This is a genomic window from Bradyrhizobium sp. JR4.3 (assembly GCF_040547695.1).
GTDB classification, from domain to species: domain Bacteria; phylum Pseudomonadota; class Alphaproteobacteria; order Rhizobiales; family Xanthobacteraceae; genus Bradyrhizobium; species Bradyrhizobium canariense.
Genome location: NZ_JBEPQF010000006.1, coordinates 77,779 through 93,623, shown reverse-complemented (window position 1 = coordinate 93,623; position 15,845 = coordinate 77,779). Strand labels below are relative to the sequence as shown.

At 63.6% G+C, this 15,845-nt stretch carries 14 protein-coding genes; 8 read left to right on the top strand and 6 right to left on the bottom strand.

The annotated features are described in order from the left end of the window. Positions 1 to 503 precede the first annotated feature (503 nt). A complete protein-coding gene (locus ABIB91_RS12380) occupies positions 504 to 1,643 on the top strand; it encodes a hypothetical protein (protein WP_354161128.1) in 1,140 nt (379 codons plus the stop codon). A 9-nt stretch (positions 1,644 to 1,652) separates the two neighbouring features. On the opposite strand, the gene gor is transcribed toward ABIB91_RS12380, so the two are convergent. From gor to rpiA, 3 genes are read right to left on the bottom strand one after another with little or no spacing between them, the layout of a single operon-like run. Continuing rightward, the gene (gor, locus tag ABIB91_RS12375; protein WP_354161125.1) at positions 1,653 to 3,041 is read right to left on the bottom strand and encodes a glutathione-disulfide reductase; all 1,389 of its coding nucleotides are present in this window, start codon (positions 3,039 to 3,041) and stop codon (positions 1,653 to 1,655) included. A 55-nt stretch (positions 3,042 to 3,096) separates the two neighbouring features. Continuing rightward, positions 3,097 to 3,615: a DUF2059 domain-containing protein gene (locus ABIB91_RS12370; RefSeq protein WP_354161122.1), complete on the bottom strand. Its 519-nt coding sequence runs from the start codon at positions 3,613 to 3,615 to the stop codon at positions 3,097 to 3,099. A 2-nt stretch (positions 3,616 to 3,617) separates the two neighbouring features. Then, entirely contained in the window at positions 3,618 to 4,331 is a 714-nt protein-coding gene (gene rpiA / locus ABIB91_RS12365) for a ribose-5-phosphate isomerase RpiA (protein WP_219682536.1), read from the bottom strand. A gap of 175 nt (positions 4,332 to 4,506) precedes the next feature. Between rpiA and ABIB91_RS12360 the strand changes: the two genes are divergently transcribed. The 5 genes from ABIB91_RS12360 to ABIB91_RS12340 all read left to right on the top strand — a co-directional run bounded on the left by ABIB91_RS12360 (position 4,507) and on the right by ABIB91_RS12340 (position 9,410). Beyond that, a complete protein-coding gene (locus ABIB91_RS12360) occupies positions 4,507 to 5,196 on the top strand; it encodes an HAD-IA family hydrolase (protein ID WP_354127838.1) in 690 nt (229 codons plus the stop codon). 136 nt (positions 5,197 to 5,332) lie between these two features. Beyond that, the gene (locus ABIB91_RS12355) at positions 5,333 to 5,833 is read left to right on the top strand and encodes a hypothetical protein (RefSeq protein ID WP_354161118.1); all 501 of its coding nucleotides are present in this window, start codon (positions 5,333 to 5,335) and stop codon (positions 5,831 to 5,833) included. A 108-nt stretch (positions 5,834 to 5,941) separates the two neighbouring features. Further along, a complete protein-coding gene (gene moaA, locus ABIB91_RS12350; RefSeq protein WP_354161115.1) occupies positions 5,942 to 6,976 on the top strand; it encodes a GTP 3',8-cyclase MoaA in 1,035 nt (344 codons plus the stop codon). Between the two features lie 169 nt (positions 6,977 to 7,145). After that, positions 7,146 to 7,727 (top strand): TRAP transporter small permease subunit, encoded by a 582-nt coding sequence (locus ABIB91_RS12345; RefSeq protein ID WP_354161112.1) that lies wholly within the window; start codon positions 7,146 to 7,148, stop codon positions 7,725 to 7,727. Positions 7,728 to 7,754: 27 nt separating this feature from the next. Next, positions 7,755 to 9,410, top strand: coding sequence for a TRAP transporter large permease (locus tag ABIB91_RS12340; protein ID WP_354161109.1), 1,656 nt, complete (start codon positions 7,755 to 7,757; stop codon positions 9,408 to 9,410). A 77-nt stretch (positions 9,411 to 9,487) separates the two neighbouring features. Here the strand turns inward: ABIB91_RS12340 and ABIB91_RS12335 are convergent, their stop codons facing one another. Beyond that, positions 9,488 to 10,576, bottom strand: a complete 1,089-nt coding sequence (locus tag ABIB91_RS12335; RefSeq protein WP_354161106.1) for a TRAP transporter substrate-binding protein — start codon at positions 10,574 to 10,576, stop codon at positions 9,488 to 9,490. Positions 10,577 to 10,855: 279 nt separating this feature from the next. Between ABIB91_RS12335 and ABIB91_RS12330 the strand changes: the two genes are divergently transcribed. Next, positions 10,856 to 12,157: a M20/M25/M40 family metallo-hydrolase gene (locus ABIB91_RS12330; RefSeq protein WP_354161103.1), complete on the top strand. Its 1,302-nt coding sequence runs from the start codon at positions 10,856 to 10,858 to the stop codon at positions 12,155 to 12,157. A 165-nt stretch (positions 12,158 to 12,322) separates the two neighbouring features. On the opposite strand, the gene ABIB91_RS12325 is transcribed toward ABIB91_RS12330, so the two are convergent. Both ABIB91_RS12325 and ABIB91_RS12320 read right to left on the bottom strand, forming a co-directional pair. Then, positions 12,323 to 13,732 carry a sensor histidine kinase gene (locus tag ABIB91_RS12325; RefSeq protein WP_007592580.1) on the bottom strand — a complete coding sequence of 470 codons (1,410 nt, stop codon included), beginning with the start codon at positions 13,730 to 13,732 and terminating at the stop codon, positions 12,323 to 12,325. A gap of 1 nt (position 13,733) precedes the next feature. After that, a complete protein-coding gene (locus ABIB91_RS12320; protein ID WP_354161099.1) occupies positions 13,734 to 14,408 on the bottom strand; it encodes a response regulator in 675 nt (224 codons plus the stop codon). A gap of 316 nt (positions 14,409 to 14,724) precedes the next feature. Here ABIB91_RS12320 and ABIB91_RS12315 point away from each other — a divergent pair, with 316 nt between their 5' ends. Continuing rightward, positions 14,725 to 15,789 (top strand): alpha/beta fold hydrolase, encoded by a 1,065-nt coding sequence (locus tag ABIB91_RS12315; protein WP_354161096.1) that lies wholly within the window; start codon positions 14,725 to 14,727, stop codon positions 15,787 to 15,789. Positions 15,790 to 15,845 lie beyond the last annotated feature (56 nt).

Below are 15,845 nucleotides of genomic sequence, written 5' to 3'. Positions count from 1 at the left end.
GCTGGCTGCGGCCATGGACTCATTCCGATGCTCTCAGCCAAAGGGCGCGCGGAGCTCAGCTGCCTGTGGTGCGAGCTCATCGAGGCGCGTGCGGCGGACATGGCGAAGTGGGCCGACAGCCCGTACGGCAAGCCCGAGCGGACCGTCCGTCGATCTTTCGAATGAACGGCTTCGGACACCGGGCCGCCGACTTCTCCTGATCGGCGCAGCTGCACGTCCGCGCCAGAATGCCGACAAAATAGACAAGACACCTCTCATCGCCGGGCTGGCAGACTTCGCGAACACGGCCATGCAGGCTGGTCAAGCGTGTCATCTAACCTCAGGTGCAACCTCGATTTTTCTTCGCGTGGCGGCTCGTTGCGAAGCCTTCGTGCCGCCTGGCTCCTCGACTGGCCCAAAATTCGCAAGGCAGCATCAGGCCTGATCCCCTGCTCTCCTGATTGCAGCAGCAAGATGCGTGCGCCGAGAGAGACCGGGTGAGCGGCCTAGAATCGGAGACTGCCATGAACGTGCATGCCGCCGGCGATCTCAAAATCACCGGCCTGACCCGCCCGGACGGCGCCCCCCTTCGCCTCAACGACCGGGATTTCGTGGCGATCGACCGCGACCGGAATGCGAAGTTCGAGGCGACGTACCGGCCGCAGGCCCTCTACAATCGCGCCAACGAGGGCTTTCACGCCAACAACGAAACTTTCCTGCTGCACGAGGTCGCGACCAACCTGCCGATCTATCTGCCCGACACCGGTCCGACAGATTTCCATCTTCATCTGCCACCGGGCGGCTTTCAGCTCGTACTGGTCACCTCGGGCGCGTTCACCTTCGACTATGACGGGCGCTTCTACAATGTCGGCCCCGGCGCGGTGATGCTGCAAAGCGCGATCGTGCACCGCCAGCTGTTCTACACTTGGTCGGGACTGTCGACCGAAGAGAATTTGAAGACGCCACAAACGGTGGCGCCGGATCCAATTTCCATGGGCTATTCCGGCAAATTCCTCGAAGCCTTCATCACCGATCCGACGACCTTTCCAAACCCGACCATTGTCGGCCCGGATCAGATCAACGAAGACGAGACGCCACGGGTGGCGTGGAGCCACTCTCTGCATGATCGCCCTGCGGACGCAGGCTTTTGGCTCCAGGACCCGCTGGCGCTCGATGCGCTGTTCAAGCCGCTCACCGACAGCCCGGTCAAATCATCCATGCCGGTCTATGTGCGCGACATCGGCATCGAAGTGCCGAGCGGTCATCTCGTCGCCGGCCACATCATCGCAACCGACCCGCGCGGCCAATCGCTGTTGCCCAAGAGCACGTCGGCAGCGGCGGACACCACCTGTTTCGCCAAGGGCGAGGTCGTGATCTACCGCGTGATCCGCGGCACGGCCGAATTCAGGAACAAGACTGGCGAGACCTTTGAGCTCACGGCCGGCGACGTGGTGACGGCAGGCAAGAACGCCACAAGCCTCGTCGGTATCGGTGAGAACACGCAGGTCCTTCGGCTCGGCCTTCTCAAAGGCATGAACGACCTCCGCAGCTGGACGCCGACGCAAAGACACGAGATCGACGGCCTCGCCGGTCAGATCATCACGCAGAAGGACATCCGTCCTCTGCGCACCGAGGGCAAGCCGGTCGGGTACCTCTACGGCTGAGCGCCGGGGTTACTCCGCCGCCTGGCGGACGTGGCGGGCGGTCGGGGTGCGCATGGTGACGAGCTCTTCGGCCGCGGTCGGATGCAGCGCAATCGTCGCATCGAAATCGGCCTTGGTCGCCTTCATCTTCACCGCAATCGCGACCGCCTGAGTGATCTCGGCCGCGGCATCGCCGACGATGTGACAGCCTAGCACGCGGTCGGAGGCGCCGTCGACGACGAGCTTCATCAGCACGCGGGTATCGCGGCCCGACATCGTCGCCTTGATGGGCCGGAACGTGGTCTTGTAAATGTCGACGTGGCTGAATTGCGCGCGGGCCTCGGTCTCGGTGAGGCCGACGGTGCCGACCTCCGGCTGCGAGAACACGGCCGTCGGGATGTTGGCGTGATCCACCTGCACCTCGCGCTTGCCGAACACGGTGTCGGCGAACGCATGGCCCTCGCGGATCGCGACCGGCGTCAGGTTGAAGCGATGGGTGACGTCGCCGATCGCATAGATGCTGTCGACCGAGCTCTTGGAGAAATGGTCGACGGCGATGCCGCCGTTCCGCGGATTGATGGCGACGCCGGCCTTCTCCAGGCCGAGATTGGCCACCGCCGGATGGCGGCCGATCGCGAACATCACCTGGTCGGAGGCAAGGCTCGATCCGTTCGACAGATGCGTGGTGAATTCCTCGCCGTGCCGATCGACCTTCGTCACCGTGCAGCCGGTGAGGATGGTGATGCCCTGCTTCTCCATCTCGGCGCGGACGTGAGCGCGAACATCCTCGTCAAACCCGCGAAGAATGTTGTCGCCGCGATAGATGACTGTGACGTCGGAGCCGAAGCCGGCGAAGATACCGGCGAACTCCAGCGCGATGTAGCCGCCGCCCTGGATCACGATCCGCTTCGGCAGCCTGGTCAGGTGAAACGCCTCGTTGGAGGAGATCACGTGCTCGATGCCGGGAATCGGAGCACCGTGATTGGGCGCGCCGCCGGTGGCGATCAAAATGTATTTTGCGGTGATCTTCCGGTCGTTCTCGAGCAGGCGGACCGTGTGTTTGTCCTCGATCACCGCCCGGCTCTTGACGATCTGCGCGCCTGACTTCTCGACATTGGCGGTGTAAGCCGCCTCCAGACGCGCGATCTCCTTGTCCTTGTTGGCAATCAGCGTCGGCCAGTCGAAGGTCGCAGGCGGAACGGTCCAGCCAAAGCCGGCGGCGTCCTCGATCTCGTGACGGAAATGCGAGCCGATGACGAACAGCTTCTTCGGTACGCAGCCGCGGATCACGCAGGTCCCGCCCATGCGGTACTCTTCCGCGATCATGACGCGGGCGCCGTAGCCGGCCGCGATGCGGGCGGCACGCACGCCGCCCGAACCGCCACCGATGACAAAGAGGTCGACGTCGAATTCAGCCATTGTCCACTCCGACCTCTTTCAGAACATGATCCGGATTCTGATCAGATAGGAACTGTCAGATCTCCTTGCCACGCTTGCGCATCTCGGCGCGGAAGTTGCCCATCACGGTCTCGGAGAAGTTCTGGGCCCAGGAGTTCATGAAGGCCATGCTCAGCCCGATCGCGCGCGGCTCGGCCTCGATCAGCTTCTTGCCCAGCGGCGACTTGTAGAAGGTGACGAGATCCTTCAACTCCTGCTCGGTGAACTCGCTGGCATAGACCTGCGCCATGCCATCGCCGATTTCGCTCTCGCGGCCTTTGAGCTGCTGGGCGACGATCTGGGCGACCTCGGTGAGGTCCTTCTGGTAGTTCAGGTTCTGCTGGATCAGCGCGATCTTGGTCTTCTCGACCAGGCCGGGCACCGCGTTGGCGTACATCGCACTGGCGTTCTTGATCGCCAGGATCTCCTTGGCGGCCGCGACGGCGGCCGGCGACGATTTCGGCGCCGCGGCCTGCTGGGCCCCGGCCGGGGTGACCGAGAGGGCCAGTCCCACAGCGAGAGTCGCGACCGGCAACAATTTCAAAACGCTCTTCATTCCTAGTCTCCTTTCGGCTTTCGCCGTTCAATCACGCGAATTCCTTCGCCACCCGCCAAAACAGCCGAGCTGGCCAAGCCGATGAACAAACCATGCTCGACGACGCCGGGGATCGCGCTCAACGCCGTGGCAAGGCGGGCGGGATCCTCAATCTTTTCGAGCTGGGCATCGACGATCCAGTGGCCGCCATCGGTGACGAAAACGTGGCCGTCCTTGCCGTTGCGGACCGCCATCTGCCCGGAAACGCCGCATTCCGCAAACGCCTTCTCGATCGCGCGCCGCGTTGCGCCGAGCCCGAACGGGATGACTTCGACCGGCAGCGGAAAGCGGCCAAGTGTCGGGACCCATTTGGTGTCGTCGGCAATCACGATCATGCGATCCGAGGCGGCCGCCACGATTTTCTCGCGCAACAGCGCGCCGCCGCCGCCCTTGATCAGATTGAGTTCGGGATCGATCTCGTCGGCGCCGTCGACGGTGATGTCGAGATGGTCGATCTCGTCCAGCGTGGTCAGCGGCACGCCGCAGCGGATTGCATCGAGGCGCGTCGCCTCGGAGGTCGGCACGCCGATCACTTTGAGTCCAGCGCGGACCCGCTCGCCGAGCAGCTCGACGAAATGTTTTGCGGTCGAGCCGGTGCCGAGCCCGAGCTGCATGCCGTCACGGACGTCCTCGAGGGCGCGCGCCGCAGCCTGCCGCTTCAACTGGTCCATATTCACGTTTGCGCCGTCCCTGAATTACGAGTGTCGTGCCTTATAGGCTCGCGGCGGCCTGTGTAGCCTCGTTTTCCCTCGGAGAACAGGGTCTGGGGAACAGGCCTCCCGCCCCACCTTATAAGGTGATCTTATGGCTTCCGCCCTTGCGCGGGCGGGGCCGGGCCGGTAGCGCTGGACCATGACCTCCCCCCACACCATCGTCTTCGATCTCGACGGCACGCTTGTGGATACGGCGCCCGACCTGATCACCGCGCTCAATTACGTGCTCGACCGCGAAGGGCTGCCGCCCGTGCCGATGGCCTCGGCCCGCAACATGATCGGCGCCGGCGCCCGCAAGCTGATCGAGCGGGGGCTGGAGGCCGAGGGCCGCAGCGTCACGGTTGCCGACATGGACCGGATGACGGCCGATTTCATCGCTTATTACGCTGACAATATCGCCGTCGAATCCCGGCCCTTCGAGGGACTGGAGGCCGCACTCGACCATTTTGCGGCCCAGGGCCATCGTCTCGCGGTCTGCACCAACAAGCTGGAATGGCTGTCGAAGCGCCTGCTGGACCAGCTCGACCTGAGCCGACGCTTCGCCGCGATCTGCGGCGCCGACACTTTTGGCGTCCAAAAGCCCGATCCGACCATTTTCCGCGAAACGGTGGCGCGGGCCGGCGGCGAGGTCAAAGCCAGCATCATGGTCGGCGACGCCGGACCCGATGTCGGCGTGGCCCGGCGCGCCGGAGTTCCCGTGATCGGGGTCAGCTTCGGCTATACGGACGTCCCGATCGCCGAGCTGAAGCCGGACCGGCTGATCCATCACATGCGCGACCTGCCGGCAGCCGCCAGCAGCCTGATGACTGCGCAGGCAGATCTCAAATAGCTGAGATAGCTTGATTATTCCGCAGAAATCCCGCGTTAACCATCTATTAACTATGCGAGGCCCGCCGGTTGCTCGCTCGGAACGACACTCCTAAGTTTGTCCGGGGTGTGGCGGTTCGCCGCACTAGGTGAATGTCATGCGTCGTGTCATCTCGTTTGCATTAGCTGGAGTGAGCGTCCTCGGGGCAACGAGCCTTGCCGGCTGCTCCTCGATGTCTTCAACTTCCTGGAACATGTTCAAATCGGCCCCGCCGACCGTCCAGGTCCGGCTCGAATCCAATCCTGCGGGTGCTGACGCCACGACCTCGCTCGGACAGGGCTGCAAGACCCCCTGCTCCGTATCGGTTCCCGCCCCCGACGTCCCCTTCACGGTCGCTTTCGCGCTGCCGAAATACCAGCCGGTAAGCGTGCCGGTGAACGTCATCAAGAACCCCGGCGACTTCACGACGCCCGCCTCGGTCACCACCGACCCCAACCCGGTTTTCGCGGAGCTCCAGCCGGCCGTTCCGCCGAAACCGGTCCGCAAGCCGCACCGGCCGAAGAAGCCGAAACCGGCGGCGCCCGCCACCGCCCCGGCTGCTGCTGCCGCACCGGCTGCGGGCTCGCCGTTCCCCGATCCGAACACGGGCAAGCGCTGACCTCCGCTAACGCCCCAATTGTCTCTGACGCGTTCGATGCTTAGATTGCTTCCAGGACACCGCTGAAGCAAAACTGCTCGCGTTGCCGCAAGTGACAAGGCATTTGGTATGAACGGACTTTCCGCGAGCCCCCGCGCCGCGCTGTCGAGCGCGATGACCGATCCGTTCGGACGGACCATTTCGTATTTGCGCGTCTCCGTCACCGACCGCTGCGACCTGCGCTGCTTCTACTGCATGTCGGAAGACATGACGTTCCTGCCCAAGGCGGACCTGCTGACGCTGGAGGAACTCGACCGGCTCTGCTCGGCCTTCATTGCCAAGGGCGTGAAGAAGCTGCGGCTCACCGGCGGCGAACCGCTGGTCCGCCGCAACGTGATGACATTGGTGCGCTCGCTGTCGCGGCATCTCGAGAGCGGTGCGCTGGGCGAGCTGACGCTGACCACCAACGGCACCCAGCTTGCGAAATACGCGAGCGAACTCGCCGATTGCGGCGTCCGCCGCATCAACGTCTCGCTCGACACGCTCGACCCACAAAAGTTTCGCGAGATCACCCGGTGGGGCGAGATCGACAAAGTGCTGGAAGGTATCGAGGCGGCACGCGCTGCGGGCCTCGCGGTCAAGATCAATGCCGTTGCGCTGAAGAACCTCAACGAGGACGAGCTTCCCGACCTGATGCGCTGGGCCCACGGCAAGGGCATGGGGCTGACGCTGATCGAGGTCATGCCGATGGGCGAGATCGGATCCGGACGAATCGACCAATACCTGCCGCTGTCGCTGGTGCGCGCGCGCCTCGCCCAGCAGTTCACGCTGACCGATCTGGCCGAGAGCACCGGCGGGCCGGCGCGCTATGTCAGCGTCGCCGAGACCGGCGGCAAGCTCGGCTTCATCACCCCGATGACTCATAATTTCTGCGAATCCTGCAACCGCGTGCGCGTCACCTGCACGGGAACGTTGCACACCTGCCTCGGCCACGAGGATGCCTCCGATTTGCGCAAACCTCTGCGTGCATCGGACGACGATTCGCTGCTTGCGGATGCGATCGACCGCGCCATTGGGCTGAAGCCCAAGGGCCACGATTTCATCATCGACCGCCGCCACGACCGCCCCAGCGTCTCCAGGCACATGAGCGTCACCGGCGGCTAGCATCGGCGGGCCGGCCGCGGCTTATTCCCCTTAACTATCAACAAACTTCCGATTGACTGGCGGCAAACTCGCTGGTTTGGTGCGGCTGCCTCATGCCTGCGCGGCGAGACAAGCCAACGCGCCACTCGGCGCAGTCAAGACGGCCGGGGCAAATCGGGGAGGACCAATCTTGCAAGCGCTCCTGAAGCTGAGCAATGGAATTGACGCGTTCACACGTTGGACGGGCAAGCGTCTGGCTTGGCTGATCCTGCTCGCCGTCGTCATCTCGGCGCTGAATGCGATCATTCGGAAGACGTTGGACACGTCCTCCAACTCGTGGCTCGAGCTGCAATGGGTGCTTTTCAGCATCGTATTCCTGCTGTGCTCGTCGTGGACGCTGCTCGATAACGAGCACATCCGGATCGACATCTTCAACAGCATGATGCCGAAGCGGGTTCGCAACATCATCGACATCATCGGCCACATCTTCTTCCTGATCCCGCTGACCATTGTCATGATCGTCACCGGGGTACCGTTCTTCCTGCGCTCGCTCCAGATCAACGAGCAATCCGGCAATGCGGGCGGCCTGCCGCAATGGCCGGCAAAAGCGCTGATCATGATCGGCTTCGCCCTCCTGCTCGTTCAAGGCATTTCCGAACTGATCAAGCGAATTGCGATCATGCGCGGCATGATCCCGGACCCACACGAGTCGCAGGTGTCCGCACTGGAGGCCGAGGTCGAGCACCTCGTCGAAGCGATCGAAAAAAAGTAGCCGTTGGCGACGGTTTAGGGGGAAGTCATGACCGCGTTTATTATCGCCAATCTGGCGCCTATCATGTTCGCGACGCTCGTCGTCGTGCTGCTGCTCGGCTACCCGGCGGCATTTTCGCTCGGCGCCGTCGGCCTGTTCTTCGCCATCATCGGCGTTCAACTCGGGCAATTCCACCCGGACTTTCTCCAGGCGCTGCCGGAGCGCGTCTACGGGGTCATGAACAACGACACGCTGCTCGCCATTCCCTTCTTCACCTTCATGGGACTGGTGCTCGAGCGCTCCGGCATGGCCGAGGATCTGCTCGACACCATCGGTCAGTTGTTCGGCACCATCCGCGGCGGCCTCGCCTACGCGGTGGTGTTCGTCGGCGCGCTGCTTGCGGCGACCACCGGCGTCGTGGCGGCGTCGGTGATCTCGATGGGCCTGATCTCGCTGCCGATCATGCTGCGTTACGGCTACGACCGCCGCGTGGCGACCGGCATCATCGCGGCCTCCGGCACGCTGGCGCAGATCATTCCGCCCTCGCTCGTCCTGATCGTGATGGCCGACCAGCTCGGCAAGTCGGTCGGCGACATGTATGAGGGCGCGTTCATTCCGGGCCTGGTGCTCGCCGGCCTCTATGCGGGTTACGCGTTCCTCGTCACCATGATTTTCCCGAAGGCGGCGCCGGGTCTTCCCAAAGAAGCGATCGGCTTCCGCGAGGAGAGCGGCGACCGCGGCCTGAAGTCGCTCGGCGTGCTGTTCCTGGCGAGCTGTGTGTTCGGCTGGTTCATGATGCGGAATTCGGAGACACACGGCGCCGACTTCGTCGTGCTCAGCATGTTCTTCGGCATCCTCTTCGCGTTCTTCGTCGCCATCGCGAACTGGGCCATCGACAAGCTGACGGGCTTCCGTTTCCTCTCGAAGATGGCGCAACAGACCACCTTCGTCATGGTGCCGCCGCTGTTCCTGATCTTCCTGGTGCTGGGCACGATCTTCATCGGTGTCGCGACGCCCACCGAAGGCGGCGCCATGGGTGCAGCCGGCGCCCTCATTCTCGGAGCCGCGAAGCGGCGACTGACATGGGACCTGATCCGTCAGGCCACCGAATCGACGGCGAAGCTGTCCGCGTTCGTCGTCTTCATCCTGGTCGGCGCGCGCGTGTTCTCGCTCACTTTCTACGGCGTCAGCGGTCACGTCTGGGTCGAGCACCTGCTGACCTCCCTGCCCGGCGGCCAGATCGGGTTCCTGATCTTCGTCAACGCCTTCGTGTTCGTGCTGGCGTTCTTCCTCGATTTCTTCGAGCTTGCCTTCATCGTGATCCCGCTGCTCGGGCCCGCGGCCGAGCATCTCGGCATCGACCTGATCTGGTTCGGCGTCATCCTCGGCGTCAACATGCAGACGTCGTTCATGCATCCGCCGTTCGGATTTGCGCTGTTCTATTTGCGCTCGGTCGCGCCGAAGGAACGTTATACCGATCGCGTGACCGGCAAGCGCATGGAGCCGGTCACGACGGGACAGATCTATTGGGGTGCGGTGCCGTTCGTCGTCATCCAGATGATCATGGTGCTTCTGGTGATCATGTTCCCGTCGATGGTGATGCACTACAAGGGCGTGCAGTCCACCGTCGATCCCAACAGCATCAAGATCGAGATTCCCCAGATCGATCTGCCGCCGCTCGACTTCGGCCAGCCGAAGCAATAGCGCCCGGCCCACCCGCAAAAAAGAACCCGGAGCTTGCGCTCCGGGTTTTTTGTCTGGGCCGATCGTGCGCTCTGCGATCAGCTCTGCGAGTTGCGCGCCATGAAGTTGTCATAGCCGACTTCGGCAACCTGGAACCACTGATATCCGTTGTTCGAGAACGCGGTCAGCGATTCGTAAACCTTCTTGAAGTCCGCGTTGCTGGCCGAGACTTCGGTGTGCAGCTCCTTTGCCGCCTTGAAGCAGGCTTGCATGACCTCCGGCGAGAACGGATGCAGCTTGGCGCCGGCCGCGAGCAAGCGTCGCAACGCCGGCGGATTGGACTGGTCATACTTCGCCATCATCCAGTTGTTGGCGTAGTGTCCCGCCTGCTCGAGGATGCTCTGATAGTGCTTCGGCAGCGCGTTCCATTTGTCCTGGTTGACGAAGGCGAGCAGCATGGGCCCGCCTTCCCACCAGCCCGGGAAGTAATAATGCGGCGCGACCTTGACGAAGCCGAGCTTCTCGTCGTCATAGGGGCCGACCCATTCGGCGGCGTCGATGGTGCCCTTCTCCAGCGCAGGATAAATGTCGCCACCGGCGATCTGCTGTGGCACCGCGCCGAGCTTGGCCATCACTTTTCCGGCGAAGCCGCCGATGCGGAATTTCAACCCGTTGAAGTCCTGAGGCGTCTTGACCTCCTTACGAAACCAGCCGCCCATCTGACAGCCGGTGTTGCCAGCAAGCAGCGAGACGACGTTGTACTTCTTGTAGAACTCGTTGAGGATGTCCCTGCCGCCGCCCAGCATGTACCAGGCCTGGTTGATGCGCATGTTCGGTCCGAACGGCACAGCCGAGCCGAAAGTAAAGGTCGGGTCCTTACCGAAATAATAGTAGGACGCGGTGTGGCCGATTTCGCAGGTGCCGTTCTGCACGGCATCGAGCACCTGAAGGCCCGGCACGATCTCGCCGCCGGCAAATGTCTGAATCTGAAATTTGTTGTCGGTCGCTTCCGCGACCATCTTGGCCATCATCTCGGCGCCGCCATAGAGCGTATCGAGTGATTTCGGCCAGCTCGTCGGCATGCGCCATTTGATCTCGGGCGTCGTCTGCGCGATCGCTGGAGCGGCGAGCGTGGCGACACCCGCCGCACCAAGCCCGGTGACCTTGATAAAATCTCGTCTTTTCATGATTTCCTACCCTGATGGATTGTGACGGTGGGCCTTCTTGCCGAGGCTTGGGGGCCAGCATGGAACAAGTGTCGTCCGATTTCCATCCCTCACGATGTGAGGGACAAAAATGCTCAGCTCCCACGCCATCCGATCCTACGACTTTAGGCTTAGGCGGCCGGCGCCCTGGCCCTTCCCATCACGTCCGCCTCGGCCGGGCATGCCGGGTGCCCCGGGCGCGTGACAAGCGCCGGAAACACGGGCATACCGCGCCATCCCCCCAACCTAGGGCCGCCACGAATGTCTCGATCCCACCCTGCTCCATCGCTCGTTGCTCCGTTGATCGCGTCGCTCTGGCTGGCATGTGCGGCAATGCCGGCGCATGCGGAGCCCAGTGCGAATGTCGTGGCCGACGTCCATGCGCTGGCGCAAAAGGAGCAGCAGCCGCTGCTCGACACGCTGCGCGATCTCGTCAGCATCGAATCCGGCAGCAAGGATGTCGAAGGCTTGAATCAGATCGCCGAGCGCGTTGCCGGCCAGCTCAAGCAGCTCGGCGGCACGGTGGAGATCCTGCAGCCCACCGACGTCTATCGCCTCGACGACACACCCGAGAAGATCGGCCCGGCCGTACACGCCGTATTCAAGGGCACAGGCAGCAAGAAGATCATGCTGATCGCCCACATGGACACCGTGTACCTGAAGGGCATGCTGAAGGATCAACCGTTCCGCATCGACGGCGACAAGGCCTACGGCCTCGGCATTGCCGACGACAAGCAGGGCGTCGCGCTCATTCTTCACACCGTAGCGTTGCTGCAGAAGCTGAGCTTCCGGGATTACGGCACGCTGACGGTGCTCACCAATGGCGACGAGGAGATCTCATCGCCCGGTTGGCGCAGCACCATCACCAGCTTCGCCGCGGATCAGGATGTGGTGTTCTCGTTTGAAGGCGGCGGCACCGACGGCACGCTGCGGCTGGCCACCAGCGGCATCGGCTCGGCCTATCTCACGGTGCAGGGCAAGTCGTCGCATGCAGGCTCGCCGCCCGAGGGCGGCGTCAATGCGCTGTACGAACTCTCGCACCAGCTGCTGCAGATGAAGGACCTGTCCAAACCGGAGCAGGGCCTGAAACTAAACTGGACGGTCTCCAAGGCCGGTACCAACCGCAACGTCATCCCCGCGGAGGCCACGGCCCAGGCCGATGCGCGCGCACTCAAGGTTGCCGATTTCGGCGAGCTGGAGAAAACACTTCAGGAGAAGATCAAAAATCACCTGCTGCCCGACTCCAAGGTCGCGCTCAAATTCGAGGTGCGTCGCCCGCCGCTGGAGGCCAACGACGCCTCGCGCCGCGTCGCGGCCCACGGCAAGACCATCTATGGGGAGATCGGACTGCCCCTCAAGGTCGACGAGAAGGCGACCGGCGGCGGCACCGATGCCGCGTTTGCCGCGCTGAAGACCAGCGGAGCCGTGGTCGAAGGCATGGGCCTGTCGGGTTTCGGCGCGCATTCCAACGACGCCGAATATGTCAAACTCGACAGCATCGTGCCGCGCCTTTATCTGACCACGCGCATGATCATGGATCTGTCCACCGGCAAGCTGAAATAGCGCTCTCTTCCTTCTCCCCTTGTGGGAGAAGGTGGCGCGAAGCGCCGGATGAGGGGTTGCCTCCGCGCATTCAACTCGCAGTCGGACTCGCGGAGAGAGACCCCTCACCCGGCTCGCCGCTGTCGCGGCGAGCCACCCTCTCCCACAAGGGGCGAGGGTGCAGCGTCAGTGCCGCACTGCGTTCAAATCAACGTCGCCCCGCTTCTCCGCCAGCCTGAACCGCAGCGTGAACTGCGCGCCGCCGCCCGGAAGATTCTCCACCGCGACCGTCGCCGCGTGATCATCCGCCACCGCGCGCACGATCGAGAGCCCGAGGCCGGCGCCGTCGCTGCGCTGGCGGTCGGCGCGCCAGAAGCGGTGGAAGATCAATTCACGCTCGGCTTCCGCAATTCCCGGTCCGCAATCGCGCACGCGCACCGCACCGTTCTCGCTCACATCGACATCGACCGACGTATCCTTTGCCGTGAACTTGATGGCGTTTTCGGCAAGGTTGAAGATCGCGCGCTGGAGCATCACCGAATTGCCGTGGATCAGCACCGGCGCCTCGCTGCCCCTAAGCGCGATATCCTTGTGCTGCGCGATCGCGAGCGGCGCGATCGAACCGACCACCTCGGCGCAGACCGCGCGCAAATCCGCGGTCTCGCCGGGATCGAGCACCAGCGTGTCGAGCTCGGCGATCTCCAGCAGCTGCGCGACGATGCGGCTCATGCCCTCGATGTCGGCATGCAGCGCCTGCCTTGCGGCGCCGTCGCCGAGCGTCTCGATGCGCGTGCGCAATATCGCGAGCGGCGTACGCAATTGGTGCGCGGCGTCGGCGGTGAACTGCCGCTGCACCCGAAAGCCGTCCTCGAGGCGGTCGAGCGCCTGGTTGACGGCGGTGACGAGCGGCATGATCTCGCGCGGAATCTGCTCCGTCGGCAGGCGGATGTCGGTGCGCGCCGGGCCGATATTGCTTGCCTCCTCGGAGGCCTTCCACAGCGGCGCGACGGCGCGGCGAAAGATGATGATGTCGATGGCGAGCAGGACCAGCAGGATTGGAATCGTGATCCACCCGACCCGCCGGAAGAAGTTCGAGACAATGTCATCGATGATGACGTCGCGGTGCGCGAGGTCCTCCGCGACGCGAATGCGCATCACCTTGCCGTCGATGATGCGAGTGACGCCGGCGCCGGAAATCGTTTCGGAGAGCGGCGGAGGCGCGGCCGTGGCAGTGCCGGTCTTGCGCCGCGACGAGAACAGGAGATTCCCCTCGGCATCGCGAATGTCGTACTGGTAGCGGCCATAGGCTTCCGAATAAAGGCCCTTGAGACTGTCCGGCAGGTTGAACGTCAACAGCCCGTCGGGCTGGGCGACGATGCGCTCGGCCAACACCTCGGCCTGCGCGCGCATGGCATCGCGATGCAACTGGTCGATCTCGGAATTGAGCAGCCAGAACAGCACCAGCGGCAGGAAGATCGCGACCACCGCGACCGCCACGATGTGCAGGAACACGATGCGCCAGATCAGCGATTTGAACGTTGGCGACCTCGCATGGATTCCGGCCCGGAATCCGGCGTGAGATCCGATCCGGGCCACGCTATTTCTCCTCGGCCATGAGATAGCCGACGCCACGGATGGTGTGGATCACGACCTTGGCGCCGTGCTCGGCGAGCTGCTTGCGCAACCGCGAGACGTAGACCTCGACCGCATTGGAGGCGACTTCGCCGTCGAGACCGAAGATGTGGTCCTCGACGTTCTTCTTCGGCACCACCCTGCCCTGCCGGCGCAGCAGGATCTCAAGCACCGAGGTCTCGCGCGCGGAGATGATGCGCGGCTGGTCGTCGACGAAGATCTGACGGCTTTCGGTGTCATAGACGAGGTTGGCGAGGCGCAGCGAGCGGCCGAGCAACTGGCCCGGACGGCGCAGGATCGCCTCCAGCCGCGCCACCAGTTCCTCCATCGCGAACGGTTTGGCGAGATAGTCGTCGGCGCCGCTGCGCAGTCCGCTGACGCGGTCCTGCAAGCCGCCGCGCGCGGTCAGCACCAGCACCGGCAAGGGCTCCATCTGCCGGCGCAGCTCGCGCAGCACCGACAGGCCATCGCCGTCGGGTAGTCCGAGGTCCAGGATCATCGCGGCATAGCTGACACTGCTCACGGCTTCGCGCGCCTCGGCGGCGCTGCCGACGATGTCGCTCTCATAGCCGGCCGTCGACAGCCCGCCGGCAACGAGCCGTGACAGCTCGGCATTGTCCTCGACGATCAGAAGGCGCATCGCATTTTCCCGCGGGATGTTCCGGTATCACCGCACGGCTCGCGCCGCATCTTCGCTGTCTTCCACCATCCGGGGCATCTCGGCCAGCGAAAAAGCACTTCCCGGCGGGGCGCCGCTCCCTTCCGTCAGGTTCCTGTAAGCCAATCAGGGCACCTGCGGATGAGGTCGCGGATGGCGCGGACGTTTGCCCCCTTGGGCCCCGCCGCCGGCGCCGCATCGATCCTGCCAAGGAACGAACACCCCGGCGAACCGTTCAACTCAGCTGCAACATTTCTCATTTGATGGGGCGTCGTGCAGACCACCTAAGGTAATGCACATGCGCCTTGCACGACGAACACGTTCCAGCTCCCTTCTATCCGATTGCTTGACCGCCATCACGCGACGTCCGGGCGTCGCCGCGTTTGCTGCCGCAGGTACCCTCATTGCGGCTACCGCAATCGTAAATCGGCGGCTCGCGAACAAAGCGCAACGCGATAATCCTCCGCAGGGTCGGTTCATCGATGTCGAGGGGGTTCGCCTGCACTATTTGGAACGCGGCAGGGGCAAGCCGCTGGTTTTGTTTCACGGCAATGGCAGCCTGGTCCAGGATTTCGACTCGAGTGGATTGATCGATCTCGCAGCCGAGAACTACAGGGTTATGGTGTTCGATCGCCCCGGTTTTGGGCATAGCTCGCGGCCGAGGCACGTCGTCTGGACTCCGGATGCCCAGGCGGACCTGTTCAAGAAGGCGCTCGATCAGCTCGGCGTCTCTCAAGCGATCGTCCTTGGCCATTCGTGGGGAGCGTCGGTTGCGGTTGCGGTTGCGCTGGCGACAAGACATCCTTCGTTCGTGCAGGCTCTCGTGCTGGCCTCGGGCTATTATTTCCCGACTCCCCGCTCGGACAGCGCCGCGTCAGTGCTGTCCGCCCTACCGGTGCTCGGGGACCTCATCAGCTCCACGATTTCGCCGCTAGCCGGTCGGATGATGTGGCCCGCGACGTTGCGCAAGTTGTTTGGGCCCCGGCCGGTCCCGAACAAGTTCACGGGCTTTCCGAAAGAAATGGCGCTCCGCCCATCACAGATGCGGGCCACAGCCGCTGAAGCGACGATGTTGATCCCTGCCGCATTCTCGGGTTCGAAGACTTATGCAGAACTCAAGATGCCCACGATCATTATCGCGGGCCAGGGCGATCGTATGATCGATATCAAGCAGTCGGTCAGGCTGCATGGCGAGATCAAGCAGAGCAAATTGCGCCGGATCGACGGCGCGGGACACATGATTCATCATTCCGCAACCGCTCAGGTAATGGCGGCCATCGACGAAGCTGCTGCCGAGGCCGTGTTGACCCATGGGAGTGAAGGTCCGGGCGTACAGCAGTCGCGAGAGACTTCCGGCGCCTGACGAGCGCGAGGAAAGTCGAATGTCACCTATTTGGCCCTGACCTGCTTCGTACGATG